The sequence below is a fragment of the Noviherbaspirillum sedimenti genome, assembly GCF_003590835.1.
GTDB lineage: Bacteria > Pseudomonadota > Gammaproteobacteria > Burkholderiales > Burkholderiaceae_D > Paucimonas > Paucimonas sedimenti.
The window spans coordinates 1988673-2007621 of record NZ_QYUQ01000002.1; the positions used below are offsets into that span (position 1 = coordinate 1988673).

The 18949-nt window shown below is 60.1% G+C and carries 17 protein-coding genes; 10 read left to right on the forward strand and 7 right to left on the reverse strand.

All coding sequences use genetic code 11. The features are described 5' to 3' along the window. Positions 1-52: 52 nt before the first annotated feature. Complete coding sequence (locus D3878_RS09290; RefSeq protein ID WP_119787796.1) at positions 53-1051, reverse strand: serine/threonine protein kinase; 999 nt, start codon at positions 1049-1051, stop codon at positions 53-55. A gap of 331 nt (positions 1052-1382) precedes the next feature. On the opposite strand from D3878_RS09290, the gene D3878_RS09295 reads away from it, so the two are divergent. Next, positions 1383-2078, forward strand: a complete 696-nt coding sequence (locus D3878_RS09295; protein WP_119785216.1) for a UPF0149 family protein — start codon at positions 1383-1385, stop codon at positions 2076-2078. Between the two features lie 44 nt (positions 2079-2122). On the opposite strand, the gene orn is transcribed toward D3878_RS09295, so the two are convergent. Beyond that, on the reverse strand, positions 2123-2713 hold the full coding sequence (gene orn / locus D3878_RS09300) for an oligoribonuclease (RefSeq protein ID WP_119785217.1): 591 nt from the start codon (positions 2711-2713) through the stop codon (positions 2123-2125). A gap of 44 nt (positions 2714-2757) precedes the next feature. Here orn and D3878_RS09305 point away from each other — a divergent pair, with 44 nt between their 5' ends. The 6 genes from D3878_RS09305 (at position 2758) to ppnP (ending at position 8131) form a co-directional block, all read left to right on the forward strand. Further along, a complete protein-coding gene (locus D3878_RS09305) occupies positions 2758-4023 on the forward strand; it encodes a M48 family metallopeptidase (protein WP_119785218.1) in 1266 nt (421 codons plus the stop codon). An 11-nt stretch (positions 4024-4034) separates the two neighbouring features. Beyond that, on the forward strand, positions 4035-4400 hold the full coding sequence (locus D3878_RS09310) for a 4a-hydroxytetrahydrobiopterin dehydratase (protein WP_420799507.1): 366 nt from the start codon (positions 4035-4037) through the stop codon (positions 4398-4400). After that, a complete protein-coding gene (gene rsgA / locus D3878_RS09315) occupies positions 4400-5293 on the forward strand; it encodes a ribosome small subunit-dependent GTPase A (protein WP_119785219.1) in 894 nt (297 codons plus the stop codon). The genes D3878_RS09310 and rsgA overlap by 1 nt, the downstream gene beginning before the upstream one ends. Positions 5294-5457: 164 nt before the next feature. Then, the gene (gene argF / locus D3878_RS09320; protein ID WP_119785220.1) at positions 5458-6372 is read left to right on the forward strand and encodes an ornithine carbamoyltransferase; all 915 of its coding nucleotides are present in this window, start codon (positions 5458-5460) and stop codon (positions 6370-6372) included. 81 nt (positions 6373-6453) lie between these two features. Further along, positions 6454-7791: an argininosuccinate synthase gene (argG, locus tag D3878_RS09325; RefSeq protein ID WP_119785221.1), complete on the forward strand. Its 1338-nt coding sequence runs from the start codon at positions 6454-6456 to the stop codon at positions 7789-7791. 28 nt (positions 7792-7819) lie between these two features. Beyond that, positions 7820-8131: a pyrimidine/purine nucleoside phosphorylase gene (gene ppnP / locus D3878_RS09330; RefSeq protein WP_119785222.1), complete on the forward strand. Its 312-nt coding sequence runs from the start codon at positions 7820-7822 to the stop codon at positions 8129-8131. A 69-nt stretch (positions 8132-8200) separates the two neighbouring features. Here the strand turns inward: ppnP and murB are convergent, their stop codons facing one another. Beyond that, positions 8201-9229: a UDP-N-acetylmuramate dehydrogenase gene (gene murB / locus D3878_RS09335; RefSeq protein WP_119785223.1), complete on the reverse strand. Its 1029-nt coding sequence runs from the start codon at positions 9227-9229 to the stop codon at positions 8201-8203. A 208-nt stretch (positions 9230-9437) separates the two neighbouring features. Here murB and D3878_RS09340 point away from each other — a divergent pair, with 208 nt between their 5' ends. The 3 genes from D3878_RS09340 to D3878_RS09350 are packed head-to-tail and all read left to right on the forward strand — an operon-like array spanning position 9438 to position 10894. After that, entirely contained in the window at positions 9438-9923 is a 486-nt protein-coding gene (locus tag D3878_RS09340) for a YajQ family cyclic di-GMP-binding protein (protein ID WP_119785224.1), read from the forward strand. Positions 9924-9948: 25 nt separating this feature from the next. Continuing rightward, on the forward strand, positions 9949-10278 hold the full coding sequence (locus D3878_RS09345) for a hypothetical protein (protein WP_147383915.1): 330 nt from the start codon (positions 9949-9951) through the stop codon (positions 10276-10278). After that, entirely contained in the window at positions 10250-10894 is a 645-nt protein-coding gene (locus tag D3878_RS09350; RefSeq protein WP_119785226.1) for a retropepsin-like aspartic protease family protein, read from the forward strand. Before D3878_RS09345 ends, D3878_RS09350 begins: the two co-directional genes overlap by 29 nt. Before the next feature lie 70 nt (positions 10895-10964). Here D3878_RS09350 and aroG read toward each other — a convergent pair whose 3' ends face one another. From aroG to D3878_RS09370, 4 genes are all read right to left on the reverse strand, one after another. Then, a complete protein-coding gene (gene aroG, locus D3878_RS09355; RefSeq protein ID WP_119785227.1) occupies positions 10965-12032 on the reverse strand; it encodes a 3-deoxy-7-phosphoheptulonate synthase AroG in 1068 nt (355 codons plus the stop codon). A gap of 270 nt (positions 12033-12302) precedes the next feature. Further along, the gene (gene tldD, locus D3878_RS09360; RefSeq protein ID WP_119785228.1) at positions 12303-13763 is read right to left on the reverse strand and encodes a metalloprotease TldD; all 1461 of its coding nucleotides are present in this window, start codon (positions 13761-13763) and stop codon (positions 12303-12305) included. A 100-nt stretch (positions 13764-13863) separates the two neighbouring features. Beyond that, complete coding sequence (locus D3878_RS09365) at positions 13864-14688, reverse strand: carbon-nitrogen hydrolase family protein (RefSeq protein ID WP_119785229.1); 825 nt, start codon at positions 14686-14688, stop codon at positions 13864-13866. Between the two features lie 4 nt (positions 14689-14692). After that, positions 14693-18922 (reverse strand): YhdP family protein, encoded by a 4230-nt coding sequence (locus D3878_RS09370; protein ID WP_119785230.1) that lies wholly within the window; start codon positions 18920-18922, stop codon positions 14693-14695. Between the last annotated feature and the right edge of the window lie 27 nt (positions 18923-18949).

Sequence of the window (18949 nt, forward strand, 5' to 3'; positions counted from 1 at the left end):
AGTCGCCGCTGCCGCCCCAGCTGGCCATATCCTGCGCAACTGGCCATGCTTTTCACGCCGGCCACAATGGCGGCTCATCCATCAATGCGATCTGCTCGCGCAATTCCAGGATCCGGTCTTGCCAGTACCGCTGCGTGTCGAACCACGGGAACGCGCGCTTGAACGCCGGGTCATCCCAGCGTCTGGCCAGCCACGCCGCGTAATGCATCAGGCGCAAGGTGCGCAAGGCCTCGATCAAATGCAATTCCTGCGGATTGAATTCGAAAAAATCCTCGTAACCGGCCAGCAGGTCGGATAATTGGCGCACCCGGTCGGCGCGCTCGCCCGACAACAGCATCCATAAATCCTGGATCGCCGGCCCCATGCGGCTGTCATCGAAATCGACAAAATGCGGACCGGCATCGGTCCACAACACATTGCCGCAATGGCAGTCGCCATGCAGACGGATGCCGGCGACCTCCCCGGCTCGCGCAAAACAGTGGCGCACGCCATCGAGCGCCTGCGCCGCCACGCTGCGATACGCCTCGGTCAATTCCGCCGGGATGAAACCGTGCGCCAGCAGATAATCGCGCGGCTCCTCGCCAAAGCTGGCCACATCCAGTACAGGACGCTCGATGAAGGGGCGGATCGCGCCGACGGCATGGATACGGCCGATGAAGCGTCCCAGCCATTCCAGCGTGGCCGGATCGTCCAGTTCCGGCGCCCGCCCGCCATGGCGAGGAAAGACGGCAAAGCGAAAACCCTGGAACACGTGCAGGGTTTTACCGTCCAGATTCAAGGCCGGCACCACCGGAATTTCGCGTTCGACGAGCTCCTCGACGAAGGCATGCTCTTCCAGGATCGCCGCATCGCTCCAGCGCTGCGGGCGATAGAATTTTGCCACCAGCGGTGGCCCGTCTTCCATGCCGATCTGATAGACCCGGTTTTCATAACTGTTCAAGGCCAGCATGCGGCCATCGCTGCGCAGGCCGATGGCTTCAAGGGCGTCAAGGACCGTATCGGGCGTCAGGCTGGAAAAAGCGGGAGTAGCGAGAATGGCGGCAGGATTCATGTCCGCCATTGTACGGCGCAAATACGTTCTCCCGGCTTTTTCTGCCTTTTCCGGCGCCCGGTGCGATGCCAGATGCCCTGTATCAAAAACCGAATTTCACTTGCAAGCCAACGGTCACTGGCGACTTCTTCATGCGTGGCGGATGAATTGGTTTAACTACATCAAACCTGCGGGTGCCCATGCGAGGAATTAGTTTTTTCATCGGCAAGATTTGCCACGGACAGAAGGCCAGCAAAGTGACATCGCATTTTTCTCATGCAATTCAAGGCAGCGCCCCGGCCAGTAAAATGGTAAGGTGCCATTTTTTCGCACCAGACCCAAAGGCATGTCCATGAATATTGAAGAACCGATTTCCGACAAGGAATTCGACGAACTCGACCAGTTCCTGTTGTCGGACCGTTGCGCCGACGACGGCATGACCATGGATAGCCTGCACGGCTACCTGACTGCCCTGGCGATTGGCCCGCAGCAAGTCTTGCTGCCGGAATGGCTGCCACGGGTCTGGGGTGCTTCGGGCAAGACACCGGAATTCAAGTCGGACAAGGAATGCAGCCGCATCATGAGCCTGATTGCGCGCTTCATGAATGAAGTGGTGATGACATTTGAAGTCGCGCCCAAGGAGTTTGAACCGCTGTTTTGCGAATACGAATGGGAAGGCCGTCAAGTCATTGACGGTGAAGCCTGGGCCTGGGGTTTCCTGGAAGGGGTCGACTTGCGCGCCGATGCCTGGGCGCCGATCTGGGATTCCAATCTTGCTCCGCTGATGCGCTCGATCTACCTGCTGGGCGCTGAAGAAATCGAGGAAGAGGACATGGTGCTGGTGGATGATCCTTTAAAACGTCACAAGCTTGCCATCGAGGTCGAGGCGGCGATTCCGAACATCCACAAATACTGGCTGCCGCACCGCAAGTCGGCAGTCATGACCGTAGAGCGCGCCGAAGCCAAGGTCGGCCGCAATGACGACTGCCCTTGCGGCAGCGGCAAGAAATTCAAGAAGTGCTGCGGCGCGGAACCCCAGCAAGCGTGAAGCCGGAATGGCGCTCGGCGGGCGTGGCCGGGCGCCGGCAGTTTTTACAGCTTGATGAAATGCTCGCGGTAGTACTTGAGTTCTTCAACCGACTCGATAATGTCGGCGAGCGCAGTATGCTTCTGGTGTTTCTTGAAGCCGCTGACCAGTTCCGGCTTCCAGCGCCGGCACAATTCCTTCAGCGTGGAGACGTCAACGTTGCGGTAATGAAAAAATGCTTCCAGCTTTGGCATGCCGCGCACCATGAAGCGGCGATCCTGGCAGATCGAATTGCCGCACATCGGAGATTTTCCGGCCGGCACAAAATGTTTCAGGAAGGCGATAATCGCACTTTCAGCATCGGCTTCGGTAATCGTCGAGGCCTTGACCCGGTCGATCAGGCCGGAACGGCCGTGGGTGCCCTTGTTCCAGGCATCCATGCGGTCCAGCGCCTCATCGGATTGATGAATGGCAAATACCGGCCCTTCAGCCAGCACGTTCAGGTGCGGGTCGGTCACCACCACCGCAACTTCGATGATGCGGTCGGTATCGGGATCGAGGCCGGTCATTTCCATATCGACCCAGACCAGGTTAAATTCGTTCGGACGCGCCGGATTGGCCGGCACCGGGACTTGCAGATCAGTAGGTTGTGACATAATTGTTTTTCCTTGGAAGTCCGATATTTTCTCACAGGCCAAGAATGAATTCTTACGTGTTTTCGCTGTTGTTCATCGCTTTTCTGCTGCTCACCCTGGCGGTGCGCTTCTGGCTAAGCTCGCGCAATATCCGGCACATCCTGGCGCATCGCCAGGATGTGCCGGCCCAATTTTCGGAAAAGATCGCGCTGTCCGCCCATCAAAAAGCCGCAGATTACACCGTCGCCAAGACCAGGCTGGGCATGGTGATGCTTGTCGTCAATACGGCCGTACTGCTCGGGTTTACGCTCTTCGGCGGCCTGCAATGGCTGTCGGTGACGGTCCTCGACCTTACCGGCCCCGGCATGACATATCAAATCGCCTTGCTGGCGGCGTTTGCCGTGATCTCCGGCCTGATCGACCTGCCCTTCAATTATTATTCCCAGTTCCGCCTTGAGGAAAAATTCGGCTTCAACAAGATGACGCCCGCGCTGTTCTTCAGCGACCTGGTCAAGGGCGTGCTGCTGGGCGCCGCCATCGGCCTGCCGCTGGCATGGGTGATCCTGGCCCTGATGGACAAGGCCGGCGACCTCTGGTGGCTGTATGCCTGGCTGGTCTGGAGCGGCTTCCAGCTGTTGATGCTGGTGCTGTACCCGACCGTCATCGCACCGCTCTTCAACAAGTTCACGCCGCTGCAGGACGACAGTCTGCGCGCGCGTATCGAAAATCTCATGCATCGGGTCGGCTTTGCCTCCAAGGGCCTGTTCGTCATGGATGGCTCCAAGCGCAGCGCCCATGGCAATGCCTATTTTTCCGGCTTCGGCACCGCCAAGCGCATCGTCTTTTTCGACACGCTGCTGGCGCGCCTGGCGCCGCAGGAAGTCGAAGCCGTGCTGGCGCACGAACTGGGCCACTTCAAGATGAAGCACATCGTCAAGCGCATCGTCGTCATGTTCGCCCTCTCGCTCGGCTTTCTCGCCCTGCTCGGCTACCTCAAGACGCAGACCTGGTTCTACACCGGCCTGGGTGTCGACCCCATGCTCGGCGCCAGCAACGACGCCATGGCGCTGATCCTGTTCGCGCTGGTGCTGCCAGTATTCACCTTCCTGTTTTCGCCGCTGACCTCGATCAGCTCGCGCAAACACGAATTCGAAGCCGATGCCTTCGCCGCCAAACATACCCATGCTCCCGACCTGGTCAGCGCACTGGTGAAGCTTTACGAAGACAATGCCTCGACCCTGACGCCGGACCCGCTGCACTCGGCTTTCTACGATTCGCATCCGCCGGCGGCGCTGCGCATCGAGCGACTGCTTGGCAGCCAGACCACTTGAGGAAAACCCCTATGATGACGACGACCGCCGACCTGCTGAAGAAAAAATGCCGGCATCAGGATAGTGCCCTGAATGATGCCCAAGTACAGGATTACCTGGCCATCCTGCCAGACTGGCAATTGCAGGAAGGCCGGGTGACACGCACATTCAATTTCAAGAATTATTATGAAACCCTGGCCTTCGTCAACGCCATTGCCTACATGATCCACGCCGAAGACCACCACCCGATACTCAGCGTCGCCTACAACCGCTGCACCGTCAAATACCATACCCATTCGGTCAATGCCGGCAACGGCGGCCTGTCGGAAAACGACTTCATCTGCGCCGCCAAGGTCGATGCCGTGTTCGCCGGTTCGTACGACGGCGCGCATTCCTGATGGCGCACCTGACCGCCACCATCATCGCCGCGCACGGTCGGCATTACCTCGGACAAATCGACGGCGAGCTGCTGCATTGCGTCACGCGCGGCAAGAAAAGTGATGTCGCCGTCGGCGACCGCGTCGACATCAAGCGAACCTCGCCCAACCAGGGCGTAATCGAAGCCATCGCCGAACGCAAGACCCTGCTGTTTCGCTCCGACCAGTACAAGTCGAAACTACTGGCGGCGAATGTCACGCAAATGTTGATCGTGGTCGCCACCGAACCGGGTTTTTCCGACGACCTGGTTTCACGCTCCCTGGTCGCGGCGGAAGCTGCCGGCGTCACGCCGCACATCATCCTGAACAAGACCGACGTGACGGAACTCCTGCCCAAGGTGCGCCAGCGCGTGGCGTTGTACGCGGGGCTGGGTTATCCGGTGCATGAAGTTTCCGTGCGCGCCAACCCGGACGCCGCCCGCGCCCTGCTGGAGCCGCTGCTGGCCGGGCAGAGCTCGATTTTCATCGGCCAGTCGGGCATGGGAAAATCCTCGCTGATCAACCTGCTGGTGCCCGATGCCGAGATCGCCACCCGCGAGATTTCGGCGGCGCTCGATACCGGCAAGCACACCACCACCTTCACCCGTCTGTATGCGATCGACCAGGACACCAGCGTGATCGATTCGCCTGGCTTCCAGGAATTCGGCCTGTATCACCTGAGCGAAGGCATGCTGGAGCGCGCCTTCGTCGAATTCGCGCCGCATCTGGGCAAGTGCAAATTCTATAACTGCCACCACCTGAACGAACCGGCCTGCGCGGTGCTGGAAGCGGTCACTTCCGGCAACATTGCACCGATCCGCCATGACTTGTACCGGCAACTGGTGCACGAGGCGTCACAGACGATCGGATATTGAGTGGTGGCAAGCCAAATGCAGGCAATAAAAATGAAATATTTCCATATTTACAATTACTTATAAGCCCTACCAGCCCCAGGCTGTCATTCCAGCGACAAAACCCATATAATTGAAGCAGTTACATTAACCGGCGGCAGGCGCCACCCTTGCCGCCGTTTCTATTTATGGCAATCAAACACTTTCTGCAGTTTTCCGATTTCACGCTCGACGAGTTCGAGTACGTGATGGGACGGGCGCGCCTCATCAAGCGCAAATTCAAGAATTACGAACCGCATCCCACGCTGGCGGACCGCACCCTCGTGATGGTGTTCGAAAAGAACTCGACCCGTACGCGGCTGTCCTTCGAGGCCGGCATGCACCAGATGGGCGGTGCCGCCATCTATCTGAACACGCGCGACAGCCAGCTTGGCCGCGGCGAGCCCGTCGAGGACGCGGCGCAAGTCATGTCGCGCATGTGTGATGTGATCATGATCCGCACCTTCGGCCAGGAGATCATCGAACGTTTCGCCGCCAATTCGCGCGTACCGGTGATCAATGGCCTGACCAACGAATATCATCCCTGCCAGGTGCTGGCGGATGTCTTCACCTTCATCGAGCATCGCGGCAGCATCGCCGGCAAGACCGTGGCCTGGATCGGCGACGCCAACAACATGCTCTATACCTGGCTGCAGGCGGCGGAAGTCTTCGATTTCCACGTCAACGTATCGACCCCGGCCGGCTATCCGATCGACCCGGCGCTGGCGATTGCCGACAAGTCCCGCTACACCGTGTTCGCCGATCCGGCCGACGCCTGCGCCGGCGCCCACCTCGTCAACACCGATGTCTGGACCAGCATGGGCTTCGAAGAGGAGAACGCCGCGCGCCTGAAAGCCTTCGATGGCTGGATCGTCGATGCCGCCAAGATGGCGCGTGCCAAATCCGATGCGCTGTTCATGCATTGCCTGCCGGCCCACCGCGGCGAGGAAGTTGCGGCGGAAGTGATCGACGGTCCGCAGTCAGTGGTATGGGATGAAGCGGAAAACCGTCTGCACGTGCAAAAGGCATTGCTCGAATACCTGGTCCTGGGCAGGCTCGCCTAGTCACCGTCCAAGTCAGTTAACGCCCGGCACATCATCGTCCCTTCAACTTCATTCACATTTCAAGCAGGCGAATCAGAAATCATGTCGACCATACTCCAGTCCGTCCCCGTCAACCAAAAAGTGGGCATCGCCTTTTCCGGCGGGCTCGACACCAGCGCAGCACTGCACTGGATGCGCCAGAAAGGCGCGATTCCATATGCCTACACCGCGAATCTGGGCCAGCCCGACGAAACCGACTATGAGGCGATCCCGCAAAAGGCCAAGCTGTACGGCGCCGAACTGGCGCGCCTGATCGATTGCCGCGAACAACTGGTCGCAGAAGGCATCGCCGCGCTGCAATGCGGCGCGTTCCACATCTCGACCGCCGGCGTCACCTACTTCAACACGACGCCGCTGGGCCGCGCGGTAACGGGCACCATGCTGGTCAGCGCGATGCACGAAGACCAGGTCGACATCTGGGGCGACGGCAGCACGTTCAAGGGCAACGACATCGAACGCTTCTACCGCTACGGCCTGCTGATGAATCCGGCGCTGCGCATCTACAAGCCCTGGCTGGACGACACCTTCATCCAGGAACTGGGCGGGCGCAAGGAAATGTCGGAGTTCCTGATCAAGTCCGGCTTCGACTACAAGATGTCGGTTGAGAAGGCGTATTCGACCGACTCCAACATGCTGGGCGCAACGCATGAAGCGAAAGACCTCGAGCATCTGAACAGCGGCATGAAGATTGTCGAGCCCATCATGGGCGTGGCGTTCTGGCGCGACGACGTCGAAGTCAAGCGCGAGGAAGTCAGCGTGCGTTTCGAGGAAGGCCGTCCGGTCGCCCTGAACGGTGTGACCTTTGCGAACCCGGTCGACCTGCTGCTGGAAGCGAACCGCATCGGCGGCCGCCATGGTCTCGGCATGAGCGACCAGATCGAAAACCGCATCATCGAAGCCAAGAGCCGCGGCATCTACGAAGCCCCGGGCCTGGCGCTGTTGTTCATCGCCTACGAACGCCTGATCACCGGCATTCACAACGAGGATACGATCGAGCAATACCGCGACAACGGCCGCAAGCTCGGCCGCCTGCTGTACCAGGGCCGCTGGTTCGATCCGCAAGCAATCATGCTGCGTGAAGCATCGCAGCGCTGGGTCGCGGGCGCCATCACCGGCGAAGTCACGCTGGAACTGCGGCGCGGCAACGATTACTCGATCCTGAATACCGAATCGCCCAACCTGAGCTACCAGCCGGAACGCCTGACCATGGAAAAAGGCGAAGGTGCCTTCACGCCGCAAGATCGCATCGGACAATTGACGATGCGCAATCTGGACATCACTGACACGCGCGCCAAGCTTGGCATCTACAGCAAGGCTGGTTTACTCTCTTCTAGCTCGTCAATTGCACTGCCGCGCCTGAACAAAGACAGCGACGAGTAACCCCTCTTTCAACGGAAGACACGACATCATGAGCACACAATTCGACCACGTTTCGGTGATCAAGAAATCGAATATCTTTTTCGATGGCAAATGCGTTTCGCACAACATCATTTTTCCTGACGGCACCAAGAAAACCATCGGCGTGATTTTTCCATCGTCGCTGACGTTTGGCACCGGCGCACCGGAAATTATGGAAATCAATGGCGGCAAATGCCGCGTGCGCCAGAAGGATGGCGAATGGCAAACCTACGAAGCCGGCCAGCGTTTTCAAGTACCGGGCAATTCCAGCTTTGATATCGAAACCCTGGAAACCGTCGACTACGTCTGCCACTTCGGCTGAACCTGACCCGCCGACACAAGGCATTCGTATGCAAAGGGCCGCTTCCATGCGGCCCTTTGCAATTGCGGGTCAGACGAACACTGGCTCCGGCTCGATCCTTACACCGAAGCGGGCCAGCGCATCGTCCTGTATCTTGCGCGCCAGGGTGAGTATGTCCTGGCCGGAAGCCCCGCCCCGATTCACCAGCACCAGAGCCTGTTTTTCATAGACTCCGGCCGCGCCCAGGCTGCCACCTTTCCAGCCGCACTGATCAATCAGCCAGCCAGCGGCCAGCTTGTAGCTGCCATCGGCCTGCGGATAACTGACCAGTTGCGGATAGCGTTCCAGCAAGGCATGGCGCTGCTGCGCCGGTACCACCGGATTCTTGAAGAAGCTGCCGGCATTGCCGATTACGGCCGGATCGGGCAGCTTGCGGGTACGAATGGCCATCACGGCATCGCTGATCTCCACCGCACTCGGGTCGGACAAGCCGCGTGCTGTCACTTCCTGGCTTAACTCGGCATAGCGCAGGTTGGGTTGCCATTGTTTCGGCAACGCAAAGCTGACATCCAGGATCACCGAGCGTTCGCGCAAGGCTTGCTTGAAGATGCTGTCGCGATAGCCGAAGGCGCAAGTCGTCTTGTCCAGGGTCGACACGGCACCACTTTCAAGATCGAGGACGGTGACACTATGAAAGCAATCCTTCAGCTCGGCACCGTAGGCACCGATGTTCTGAATCGGCGCAGCTCCGACGCTGCCCGGAATCAAGGACAGGTTTTCCAGCCCGCCCAAACCTCGCGCCAGGGTCCAGCGCACCAACTGGTGCCAGTTCTCGCCGGCTGCCGCGCGCACGTAGGTCATCTCGGCATCGTCGCCGACGATATCGATGCCCTTCATGCACATGTGAAATACAACGCCAGGGAAGTCGCCGGTCAACAGGATATTGCTGCCGCCCCCCAGCACCAGGCGAGGCAAACCAGCCAATTCCGAAGAAACATTCACCTCCAGCAACATCTTTGCAGAAGTAATTGTTACATATCGTTTCGCAATTGCATTTATACCAAAAGTATTATGGTCGCGCAGGGGATAATCGGATTGAATAATGGGAATAGCCGTCATAGGGGACAAATTATAGTCGCAAGCCGGCGCCATGACAGGGACACTTGCGCTGGCAGCCAATGTCGCAAGCTAACTTGATCTTCACCAATTTTCCAGGATGACAAGCCTCTAGCCACCTGTTGCGGGGTTGGTTAGAATGGCAGCTTATTGAATATGCAATTACTGGCGGCATGTGAAAACTGCCGCCGCTGAATAAGGATTTAAAGTCATGCCCTCTTTTGATGTCGTTTCCGAAGCCAACCTGGTTGAAGTCAAGAACGCCGTAGACCAGGCAAACAAGGAAATCGCGACCCGTTTCGATTTCAAGGGCAGCGATGCGCGTATCGAGCAAAAAGAACGCGACCTGACCGCGTATGCCGATTCGGAATTCCAGTTGAATCAGGTGCGCGACGTCCTGACCGCCAAGCTGGTCAAGCGCAACGTGGATGTGCGCTTCATGGACAATGGCAAGATCGAGAAAATCGGCGGTGACAAGGTCAAGCAGGTCATCAAGATCAAGAATGGCATCGAATCCGACGCTGCCAAGAAGATCGTGCGCCTCATCAAGGATAGCAAGATGAAGGTGCAGGCCAGCATCCAGGGCGAAGCCGTGCGCATCACCGGCGCCAAACGCGACGACTTGCAGGCGGCAATTGCGCAGCTGAAGAAGGACGTCACCGATCTACCGCTGGAATTCAACAATTTCCGCGATTAGCATGCTCGATTTCTGGGAGAGTATCATGCCGCGCTACCGCTTCCCCGCCTCCAGCCCGCCTGCCACCGCAGACGCTGTGCCCCAGGGCGGCGACCAGCCAGCGTCCTGCATGAGCGCCCTGGAAGTGCAATTCCCGCACATCCTGTCGGCCATCCAGGCGCTGTGGGGATTCAAGGAATTGAATACCTACTTCACCAAGCTGACCATCGACGAGCGCGGCGGCCGTGCCGGCTTCCCCCCTGAAGTCTGGGATGAAATCCATACTCTGTTGCGCCTGCATCAGGAAATTCTGCCGGAACCCCTTTTCTCGACTAATAGCTCCCGCCATGCGCTCGATTTCATGCGTAGCAACTAGCCTGCTGGCGGCCGCATTGTATGCGGGCGGCGTCGCTGCCGCCGACATCGACCTGATCGGCGTATTTCCCGGCAAGGCCGTCCTGGTGGTCAACGGCGGCAACCCCAAGACCTATTCGGTAGGCAATACCGTGGCCGGCACTATCAAACTGACGAGCGTTGGCAGCGCCACGGCCACGCTGGAAGAAAACGGCAAGCGGCAAACCCTGCAACTGGGCGAGCATTTCAATCGCACTGCGCCTTCCGGCCCGGCCAGCATCACCCTGCACGCCGACAGCAAGGGCCACTACATGGCGCAAGGCCAAATCAATGGCGGTACCGTGCGCATGCTGGTCGATACCGGCGCCAGCATGATCGCCCTGCCCTCCGGCGACGCCACGCGCCTGGGGATCGATTACAAGAAAGGCCAGCTTGGCTATTCCAGCACCGCCAACGGCGTCAAGCCGGTGTACCGGGTCACGCTGGATACCGTCAGGATCGGCGATATCCAGTTGAACCAGGTCGAGGCCACCGTGCATGAAGGCGGCTTGCCGGTCATTTTGCTCGGCATGTCCTTCCTGAACCGCACCGACATACGCCGCGAAGGCGATCTGCTTACCCTCTCCAGGCGCTATTGATAACAAAATGGGCGCGGAAAACCCGCGCCCATCGCATGCATCATGAATAGCCTGGTGAAATTGGTGAAACTCAGGCTTCTTCCGTATCCCGCAAGCGGCGCTGCTTGACCGCATCGGCCAGGCCTTGCAGCACGCCCAGGCTTTGTTCCCAGTCGATGCAGCCATCGGTGATCGACTGGCCATATACCAGCTCCTTGCCTTCCACCAGATCCTGGCGGCCCGCCACCAGGTTCGATTCCACCATCACGCCGACGATGCGGGTATCGCCGCTGGCGACCTGGCCGGCGATGTCGGCGCACACCGGCACCTGGTTCTCGGGTTTTTTCGAGCTGTTGGCGTGGGAAGCATCGATCATCAGGCGTGCTGCCAGGCCATTCTTGGCGATGCCCTGGCAGGCCTCTTCCACGCTGGCGGCATCAAAGTTGGGTGCCTTGCCGCCACGCAGGATGATATGGCAATCCTCGTTGCCGGCGGTCGAGACGATCGCCGAATGGCCGCCCTTCGTCACCGACAGGAAGTGGTGCGGCTGCGATGCCGCTTTGATCGCATCGACCGCGATCTTGATGTTGCCATCGGTGCCATTCTTGAAGCCCACTGGACAGGACAGGCCGGATGCCAGTTCGCGATGCACCTGCGATTCGGTGGTGCGGGCGCCGATCGCGCCCCAGCTCACCAGGTCGGCGAAATACTGCGGACTGATCACGTCGAGGAATTCGGTGCCGGCCGGCAAGCCCATCTCGTTGATCTTGACCAGCAACTCGCGCGCCATGCGCAAGCCGTCATTGATACGGAAACTGTTATCCATGTAAGGGTCGTTGATCAGGCCTTTCCAGCCGACCGTCGTGCGCGGCTTTTCGAAATACACGCGCATGACGACTTCCAGTTCGCCGGCGAAGCGTTCACGTGCCTTCACCAGCAGGTTGGCGTATTCCAGCGCGGCCTTGGGATCGTGGATCGAGCACGGGCCGATCACCACCATCAGGCGGTCATCCTGGCCATGCAGGATGCGATGCAATGCCGTACGCGCATTGGCGACGACTTCGCCGACCTTGCCCGAGCATGGAAACTCGCGGATAAGATGCGAAGGGGGGGTCAATTCTTTCAATTCTCGGATCCTCAGATCGTCAGTGCGCGGCATCTTTTTCTCCAGTAGGGTTAACAAAAAAACCGCCATCACTGGCGGTTTTTTCAGAAATTCGGTTTAAGCTTTTTACTCGCGCGCTTACCGCTTTTCCACCGCCGTTGGGCTGGAATAGCTAAAGTAAAAATAAAAGTAAAAGCGTGCGGGTTTCATGAATATCACAAAAATATTTCTCTGATAGGGAAATATTGCAGCAAATCGGGCCATTTGGCAAGCACATGTCCCATTTTAACAAAAAATCCCCTGCTTGACGCCCGCGGGGCTGCCTTACGCCGTACCGCCGACCGTCATGCCATCGATACGCATGGTCGGCTGGCCCACGCCCACCGGCACGCTCTGGCCTTCCTTGCCGCACACGCCGATGCCCGGATCCAGGCACATGTCGTTGCCGATCATCGAAACACGATGCAGCACGTCCGGGCCATTGCCGATCAGGGTCGCGCCCTTGACCGGATAGGTGACCTTGCCGTCCTCGATCATGTAGGCTTCGCTGGCGGAAAACACGAACTTGCCATTGGTGATGTCGACCTGGCCGCCGCCGAAGTTGACCGCGTACAGGCCGTTCTTCACCGAGGCGATGATTTCGGCCGGGTCCTTGTCGCCAGCCAGCATGTAGGTATTGGTCATGCGCGGCATCGGCAGGTGCGCAAAAGATTCGCGGCGCGCATTGCCGGTGACCGGCATCTTCATCAGACGCGCATTCAAGGTATCCTGGATATAGCCCTTGAGGATGCCATCCTCGATCAATGTGGTGCACTGGGTCGGGTTGCCTTCGTCATCCATGTTGAGCGAGCCGCGGCGGTCGGCCAGCGTGCCATCATCCACCACGGTCACACCCTTGGCGGCGACACGTTCGCCGATGCGACCGGCGAAGGTACTCGATCCCTTGCGGTTGAAGTCGCCTTCCAGGCCATGACCGACCGCCTCGTGCAGCAGCACACCCGGCCAGCCCGGCCCCAGCACCACGGTCATCGGCCCGGCCGGCGCCGGCCGGGCATCGAGATTGACCAGCGCCGAATCGACTGCCTCGGCCGCGTATTTCTCCAGCAACTCATCAGTGAAGTAATCGTAGCGGTAACGCCCGCCGCCGCCGGATGAACCCATCTCGCGGCGGCCATCCTGTTCGGCGATGACCGTCACCGACAGGCGCACCAGCGGACGAATGTCGGCGCCGATGACGCCGTCGCTGCGCACCACCAGCACCACGTCGTATTCGCCGGCCAGCCCTGCCATGACCTGCACCACGCGCGGGTCGCGCGCGCGGGCGATGCGCTCGACCTTTTCCAGCAGCTTCACTTTCTGCGTGGCGTCCAGCGACACCAGCGGATCGTTCGGCAAGTACAGCTGGCGGCTGCCGCCGAGCTGGATGGATTGCGCCACCTTGATCCTGCCTGTCCCCTGGCGCGCGATGGTGCGCGTGGCGGCAGCAGCCTCATTCAAGGCACGTTCGGAAATTTCGTCGGAATAGGAAAACGCCGTCTTGTCGCCCGATACCGCCCGCACGCCGACACCCTGGTCGATCGAAAAACTGCCGGTCTTGACGATGCCTTCTTCCAGGCTCCAGCCTTCATTCTTGGTGAACTGGAAGTACAGGTCGGCATAATCGACCTTGTGGGTAAACATCGTGCCCAGCGTCGTGAGCAGCTTCGATTCATCCAGCCCGAAAGGCGTGAGCAGGATGTCGCGGGCGGTGGCAAGCGCGGTCAGGTTCGGTTCAAATGGGTTCATGTGCTGGCTGGAGAGATAAAGGTTACCGGAGCGGATGAAACCAGTCCGGCAAAAGGGCATTGTAGAACATCTGGCAAGCCGGCGCTGTGCCGGCGGCCACTCACAACTTGCGGTGCCGCAATGCCGGCAGGTTTTCGCGCACGCGCGCCAGTTCCGCCGCATCGAACGCCCCTGTCACCACGCCTTCGCCCTCCGGCAAGACGGCCTTGACCTCCCCCCACGGGTCGATCAGCATGCTGTGGCCCCAGGTGCGCCGGCCGTTCACATGCTTGCCGCCCTGAGCGGCCGCCAGCACATAGCACTGGTTTTCGATGGCCCGCGCGCGCAACAGGATTTCCCAGTGCGCCCGCCCGGTCGTGTAAGTAAACGCCGCCGGCACCACGATCAACGATACCGGTCCCATGGCGCGGTACAGCTCCGGAAAGCGCAGGTCATAGCAGACCGACAGGCCAATGTCGCCGAAAGGCGCGCAAAACACCGTAACATCCTTGCCGTGCACGATGGTTTGCGACTCGTCGTAGGATTCCTCGCCTTTGGTGAAACTGAACAAATGGATCTTGTCGTAGCGCGACACCATGGCGCCATCCGGGCCATACACCAGCGTGGCATTCATTACCTTGCCGGCTTCCGGCGCCACCAGCGGCAAGGTGCCACCGATCAGCCAGAGCTTGTGCTCGCGGGCGAGATCCGACATGAAGCGCTGGATCGGTCCGCCATCGAGGGCTTCGGCCAGGCCGAGCTTGTCCGTGTCCTGCATGCCCATGACCGGCCAGTATTCCGGCAGCAAGACCAGCTGCGCGCCCTGCCCGGCCGCTTCGGCGACCAGGCGGCGCGCAGCCGCGAAATTTTCTTCCACATCAGGCGTGGAAACCATTTGCACTGCGGCGACTTTGATTGGCATATTTTTTTGCATGGGATTGGTCATGGCATTAATTCACCGTTTCGCTATTGGCCCTGGCCCCGGCAGCACCGCTTTGGCCGGCGGCAGCGTCGCTTTTCCGGCCGAGTTTGGTGACCACCGGGTCTTTCCAGGGGCCGGTGATCTGGTATTCAAAGGTAAAGGCTTTCATCAAGGGATCGCGCAAGAACAGTTGCGCCAGGAAGGTACCCAGGCCGATCACCGGATTGACTGCCAAACCATACACGAGCGAGGCAGCGCCCGCATTGATGTCGGGGATGATCGCCACATGCAGGTTGGTGGTTTCCTTGGCAATATCCGCCGTGCCGCCCATGAGCACGGTGGCGCTCACGCCGCGCATCTTGAAATTGTCAGTTGTTGCCACGCCGTGTGCGATTGCCGCCGAACCGACGATACCATCGAAGGCAAAGCCCTCCGAAAACACATCGCGGAAATCCAGCGCCAGGCGGCGCGGCAGGGATTGCAGACTCAACACGCCCAGCAACTTGGCGGCGCTGGGGTCGACCTTAAGGAATTGCCCGGCACCGACATCCAGGCTCAGTTGGCCATCCAGCGAGGGAATATCCAGCGCAAAAGGCAAGCCCTTCCAGCGCAATTCGCCTTGCATTTTCCCCTTGCCGCCCCGCAGGACATTACTGAACCCGAAACGGTCCAGCAATTTGCCGGCATCGACAATATCCAGCGTGTAATCCAGGCTCGACTGACTGACACCATCGCGGCTGAGCCATTTTCCCTTGGCCTGCAATTCGCCGTCCGGATTGGCAATCGCCAGCTTGTTGATGCGCCATTCGCGCATGCCGCCCGACGGACGCATGTTGTTGGCCTGCAGTTCCAGCTGGCCAAAGCGCTTGCCGAACAGTTCGAAATTTTCCGCAGTGATGTCCAGCGCAGGGATCGACGAAGTTTCCTGCTTCCCTTCCAATAGTTCCGACACATCCGAGGCGGCCGACTTCGGCACCACCAGCGACGCCAGGCGCGCCGTCACCTTGCCCAGTCCCCTGCCCGATGGCGACTCATGCCAGGTGACGTAGCCGGATGCCTGATCGGAATCGATATTGGCTTGCCATGCACCCGGCAGATGCGAAGCGCCCACCACCACGTTGTCGAGCTTCTTGCCAGCGACGATCAGCTCGGTGGCGCGCGCCGCCAGTACTTCCGGCTCGAGATACGGCGACAGGTCGAGGGTCGCTGCAGCGCTTGCGCCGTTGCCGGCTACGCCTGCCGGCAACGGCGCCTTGCCGCCATCCAGAATACTCGACACCAGCTGGCTCCATGCGTCGATATTCAACGACGGCAAGCTGACATTGACGATCACGCCGCTATCTGGCTGCGGTGCCGGCACATTGATGCCGATGCCTCCCCGCAAGACCCGCCAGGACGCATGGTTGGCGCGCGGCTTTTCGCGTTCATACCAGGCCGCGATGGCGGTGCCGGCAGATAGCCTGATTTCGTCACGCAAGCTGTCCGCAGTGGCATCCCCCTTGCTGGTCAATTCCAGCTTGAAGGGCAGCGTGTCGCGGGCCGCCTTTTTCAAGGGCACGGGCAGATCCAGGCCAATGCCTTGCAGGCTCGACTCGACCGTGACGTCAGTCTGCCCGCCGGCTTTGACGCGGATCTGGGCCGCATAACGCGTGCCGCCGCTGATGCGCTGGCCGATGCGCTGCATGGCCGGCGCGGCATAGGCCTTGCGCAGGCCGTCGGCGGTCAGGTTGCCAGCAGACTTGATCACGATGCTGCCGTCGCGCAGGGTACTGCCGGTGATGGTCGTTGCACCGCCCAGAAAACCCGCCTTGATGGATGGCAGGCTAAGGCCCCGCTCGGAAAACTCGAGTTTGCCGCTGGTGGCCGACAAGGTCGGCAAGCCATTGAACAGGCCGATATCATTGCCAAGGAATTGCAAGGCCCCCTGCACTGTCGCTTTTTCGACGTCGTTCAGCGGCAATTGCAGCTTCAGCGCCAGTTTCGCCTTGCCGCTGGCCTTGCTGTCTTCGGTAAAGTGGCCGATCCATTCCGCCACCGGACTGGTGTTCACATAAGCGATGAAATCCTGTAATGCCGCCTCTGCCTGGCCATCGATATCGAGCAGCGGGTGATCGGACAGGAGATCCGGAATCACCGCCTTGACGTTGCTTACCGTAGCCCCGCCAGTCTTGCCGCTATTTGCATTGATTTCCAGGCGCGCGCGGTTGAAGGCGATCGTGCCCTGAATGTCGTGCAGAAGCGGCCAGAGCGGCGTCTTGCCATCCGCCGCGAATACGCCTGGCGTGTAATTCAGGCGGCCATCGGCGATCCTGCCACTCAAGGTAAATTCGCCTGCCGGTTTGACGCCGGGCCGCTCGGCCCGAAAGGGGAAATCGGCCAGATTGCCCTTGATCCTGAGCGCAAGATTGTGCGCCTTGCCGCTTTCGAGGCCGCCCGCCAGCCAGGCGCGGGTTTCCGGCGGCGTTTGCAGCGGCAGGTAGCGCCCCACCTTGGCAAGATCCAGTTCAGCGATCTTGCCGGACAGGTCGATCTGGCCAAGCGGTGCGCCCTGCCGGGCCTGCAAGGGCATCAGATGCCGCCCCGACAGGGAGGCCACGAGGCCATCCTGGACAAAGTCCATACGGTCTATTTCCAGCAGTAATTGCTCGTCCTTCTGGAAGGTCCAGCTGGCTTGCATGTCGAGTTTTTCGAACGCCATGACCGGCTCGCTGAAATAGCCTGGCAGATTCAGTTCAAGCCCATTCGACAGCACCTGAAAGCTGCCGCCCTTGTCGCTGGCATCGACCGCGCCGCTCAGGTTCGCAAAACCGGGAATCGCCGGCAAGGCTGCCTGGGCCGGCTGGGTGGCAGTCTTCGGGCGCGCCGGACGCGGCGCCTGGGGCTGCATGCTCAAGCCGGCAAAATGCCCCTTGACGCGATACGCTGCCAGCGCGGGATAGCTGCCTTGCCATTGCACGGAAAAATCCTTGAGTTGTCCGCGCGGCAGAAAGTCGGCCAGCATCTCGCGCTGGCCGGCGGGCAGCGGCAATTTTTCTGCAAAATTGGCAACGGTATGCAAATCGAGCAATTTGGCCGTCACCTCGAATTTTTCCGGCTGCCCATTCCGGGCAGGAGTATAGCGTTCGGACAAGGTGGTGCTCGGAAATACCAGCCCTTCCCGAGTCCTGAACGAGAAATTGGCCAGTGCGATCGCATGGCCATGGGCACCGAAAGTCGGCGTGCCGTCCTGACGCTGCGGGTCGATTTCTTCGCTGACCGAAATGCGGCCATCGACCTGCGCCAGATCCAGCGGCTGCAAATCGTGGCGCAAGCGGGTGTGGACATTGGCCAGGGACAGGTCGGCACTGAAATCGGCAACCCTGGCCTGGTCGAAAGCGAGCCAGGCGCGCACCGAGCCGCGCCCCTGTGTCAGCTCGACTGGATAATTCACGTAGGCTTTCCATACTGTCAAGTCGGTTTCGCGCACGTCCACATACAAGTCGCCGGTCCAGCGCCTGACGTCGGAAATCCGTTTGGCAAAGTGCGGATGCTGAAAGTCGGCGCGCACATCCAGCGGCTGCGCGTATGCCGGGGGTGGTGTCGCCCTGAGCGCGAAGCGATGGCGCCGCCAATGGTTGCGCATGACAAAATCGACCCCTTGCAATGCCAGTTCCGGGGCGCCGCGCTTTTCATCCAGCCAGCTCAGGCGCCCGCCGCGAATCACAATCTCCTCCTGCGCCAGCACCCAGTCCATGCCCTTGCCATCGCCTTCCTGATTCAGATCCACCAGGATGCCGCCAACGTGGAGCAGACCGTCACTGTCGCGCCGGATGGCCAAGTCAGGCTGGTCGATTTCCAGCCGCTGCAGCCGCAGGTCGGCGACCAGCACCGAAGACCAGGCGAGGGTTGCCGACACCCTCGGCAATACCAGGGCCGGCTGGCCGGCGGGGTCGCGCACCACCACGTCGGTCATGCTCAGGTGCGGGCGCAGGCCGCGCCACGAAGCTTGCAGACTGCCCGCCGCAACTTGTCGCCCCAGCGCACGGCTGGCCATTTGCTCAATGGCCGGCTTGTAGACGTCGATATTCGGCAAGACTGCGTAGCGCAGCACCAGGATCAGTGCGGCAAACAGGAAATAGGCCAGGACCAGCAGCTTGAACAGCCCCCCCAGAATGTGGTGGCTGGCGATATTGGCGTAGCGCCACGCATGCCGCGCCGTCGCCCAGAATGCACCAAGGTGCCGGCGTATCGGGGAAGGAAAATATTGGTCTCTTGGCATCAATCGGCGCGCTTCGTCCCTGCCTCG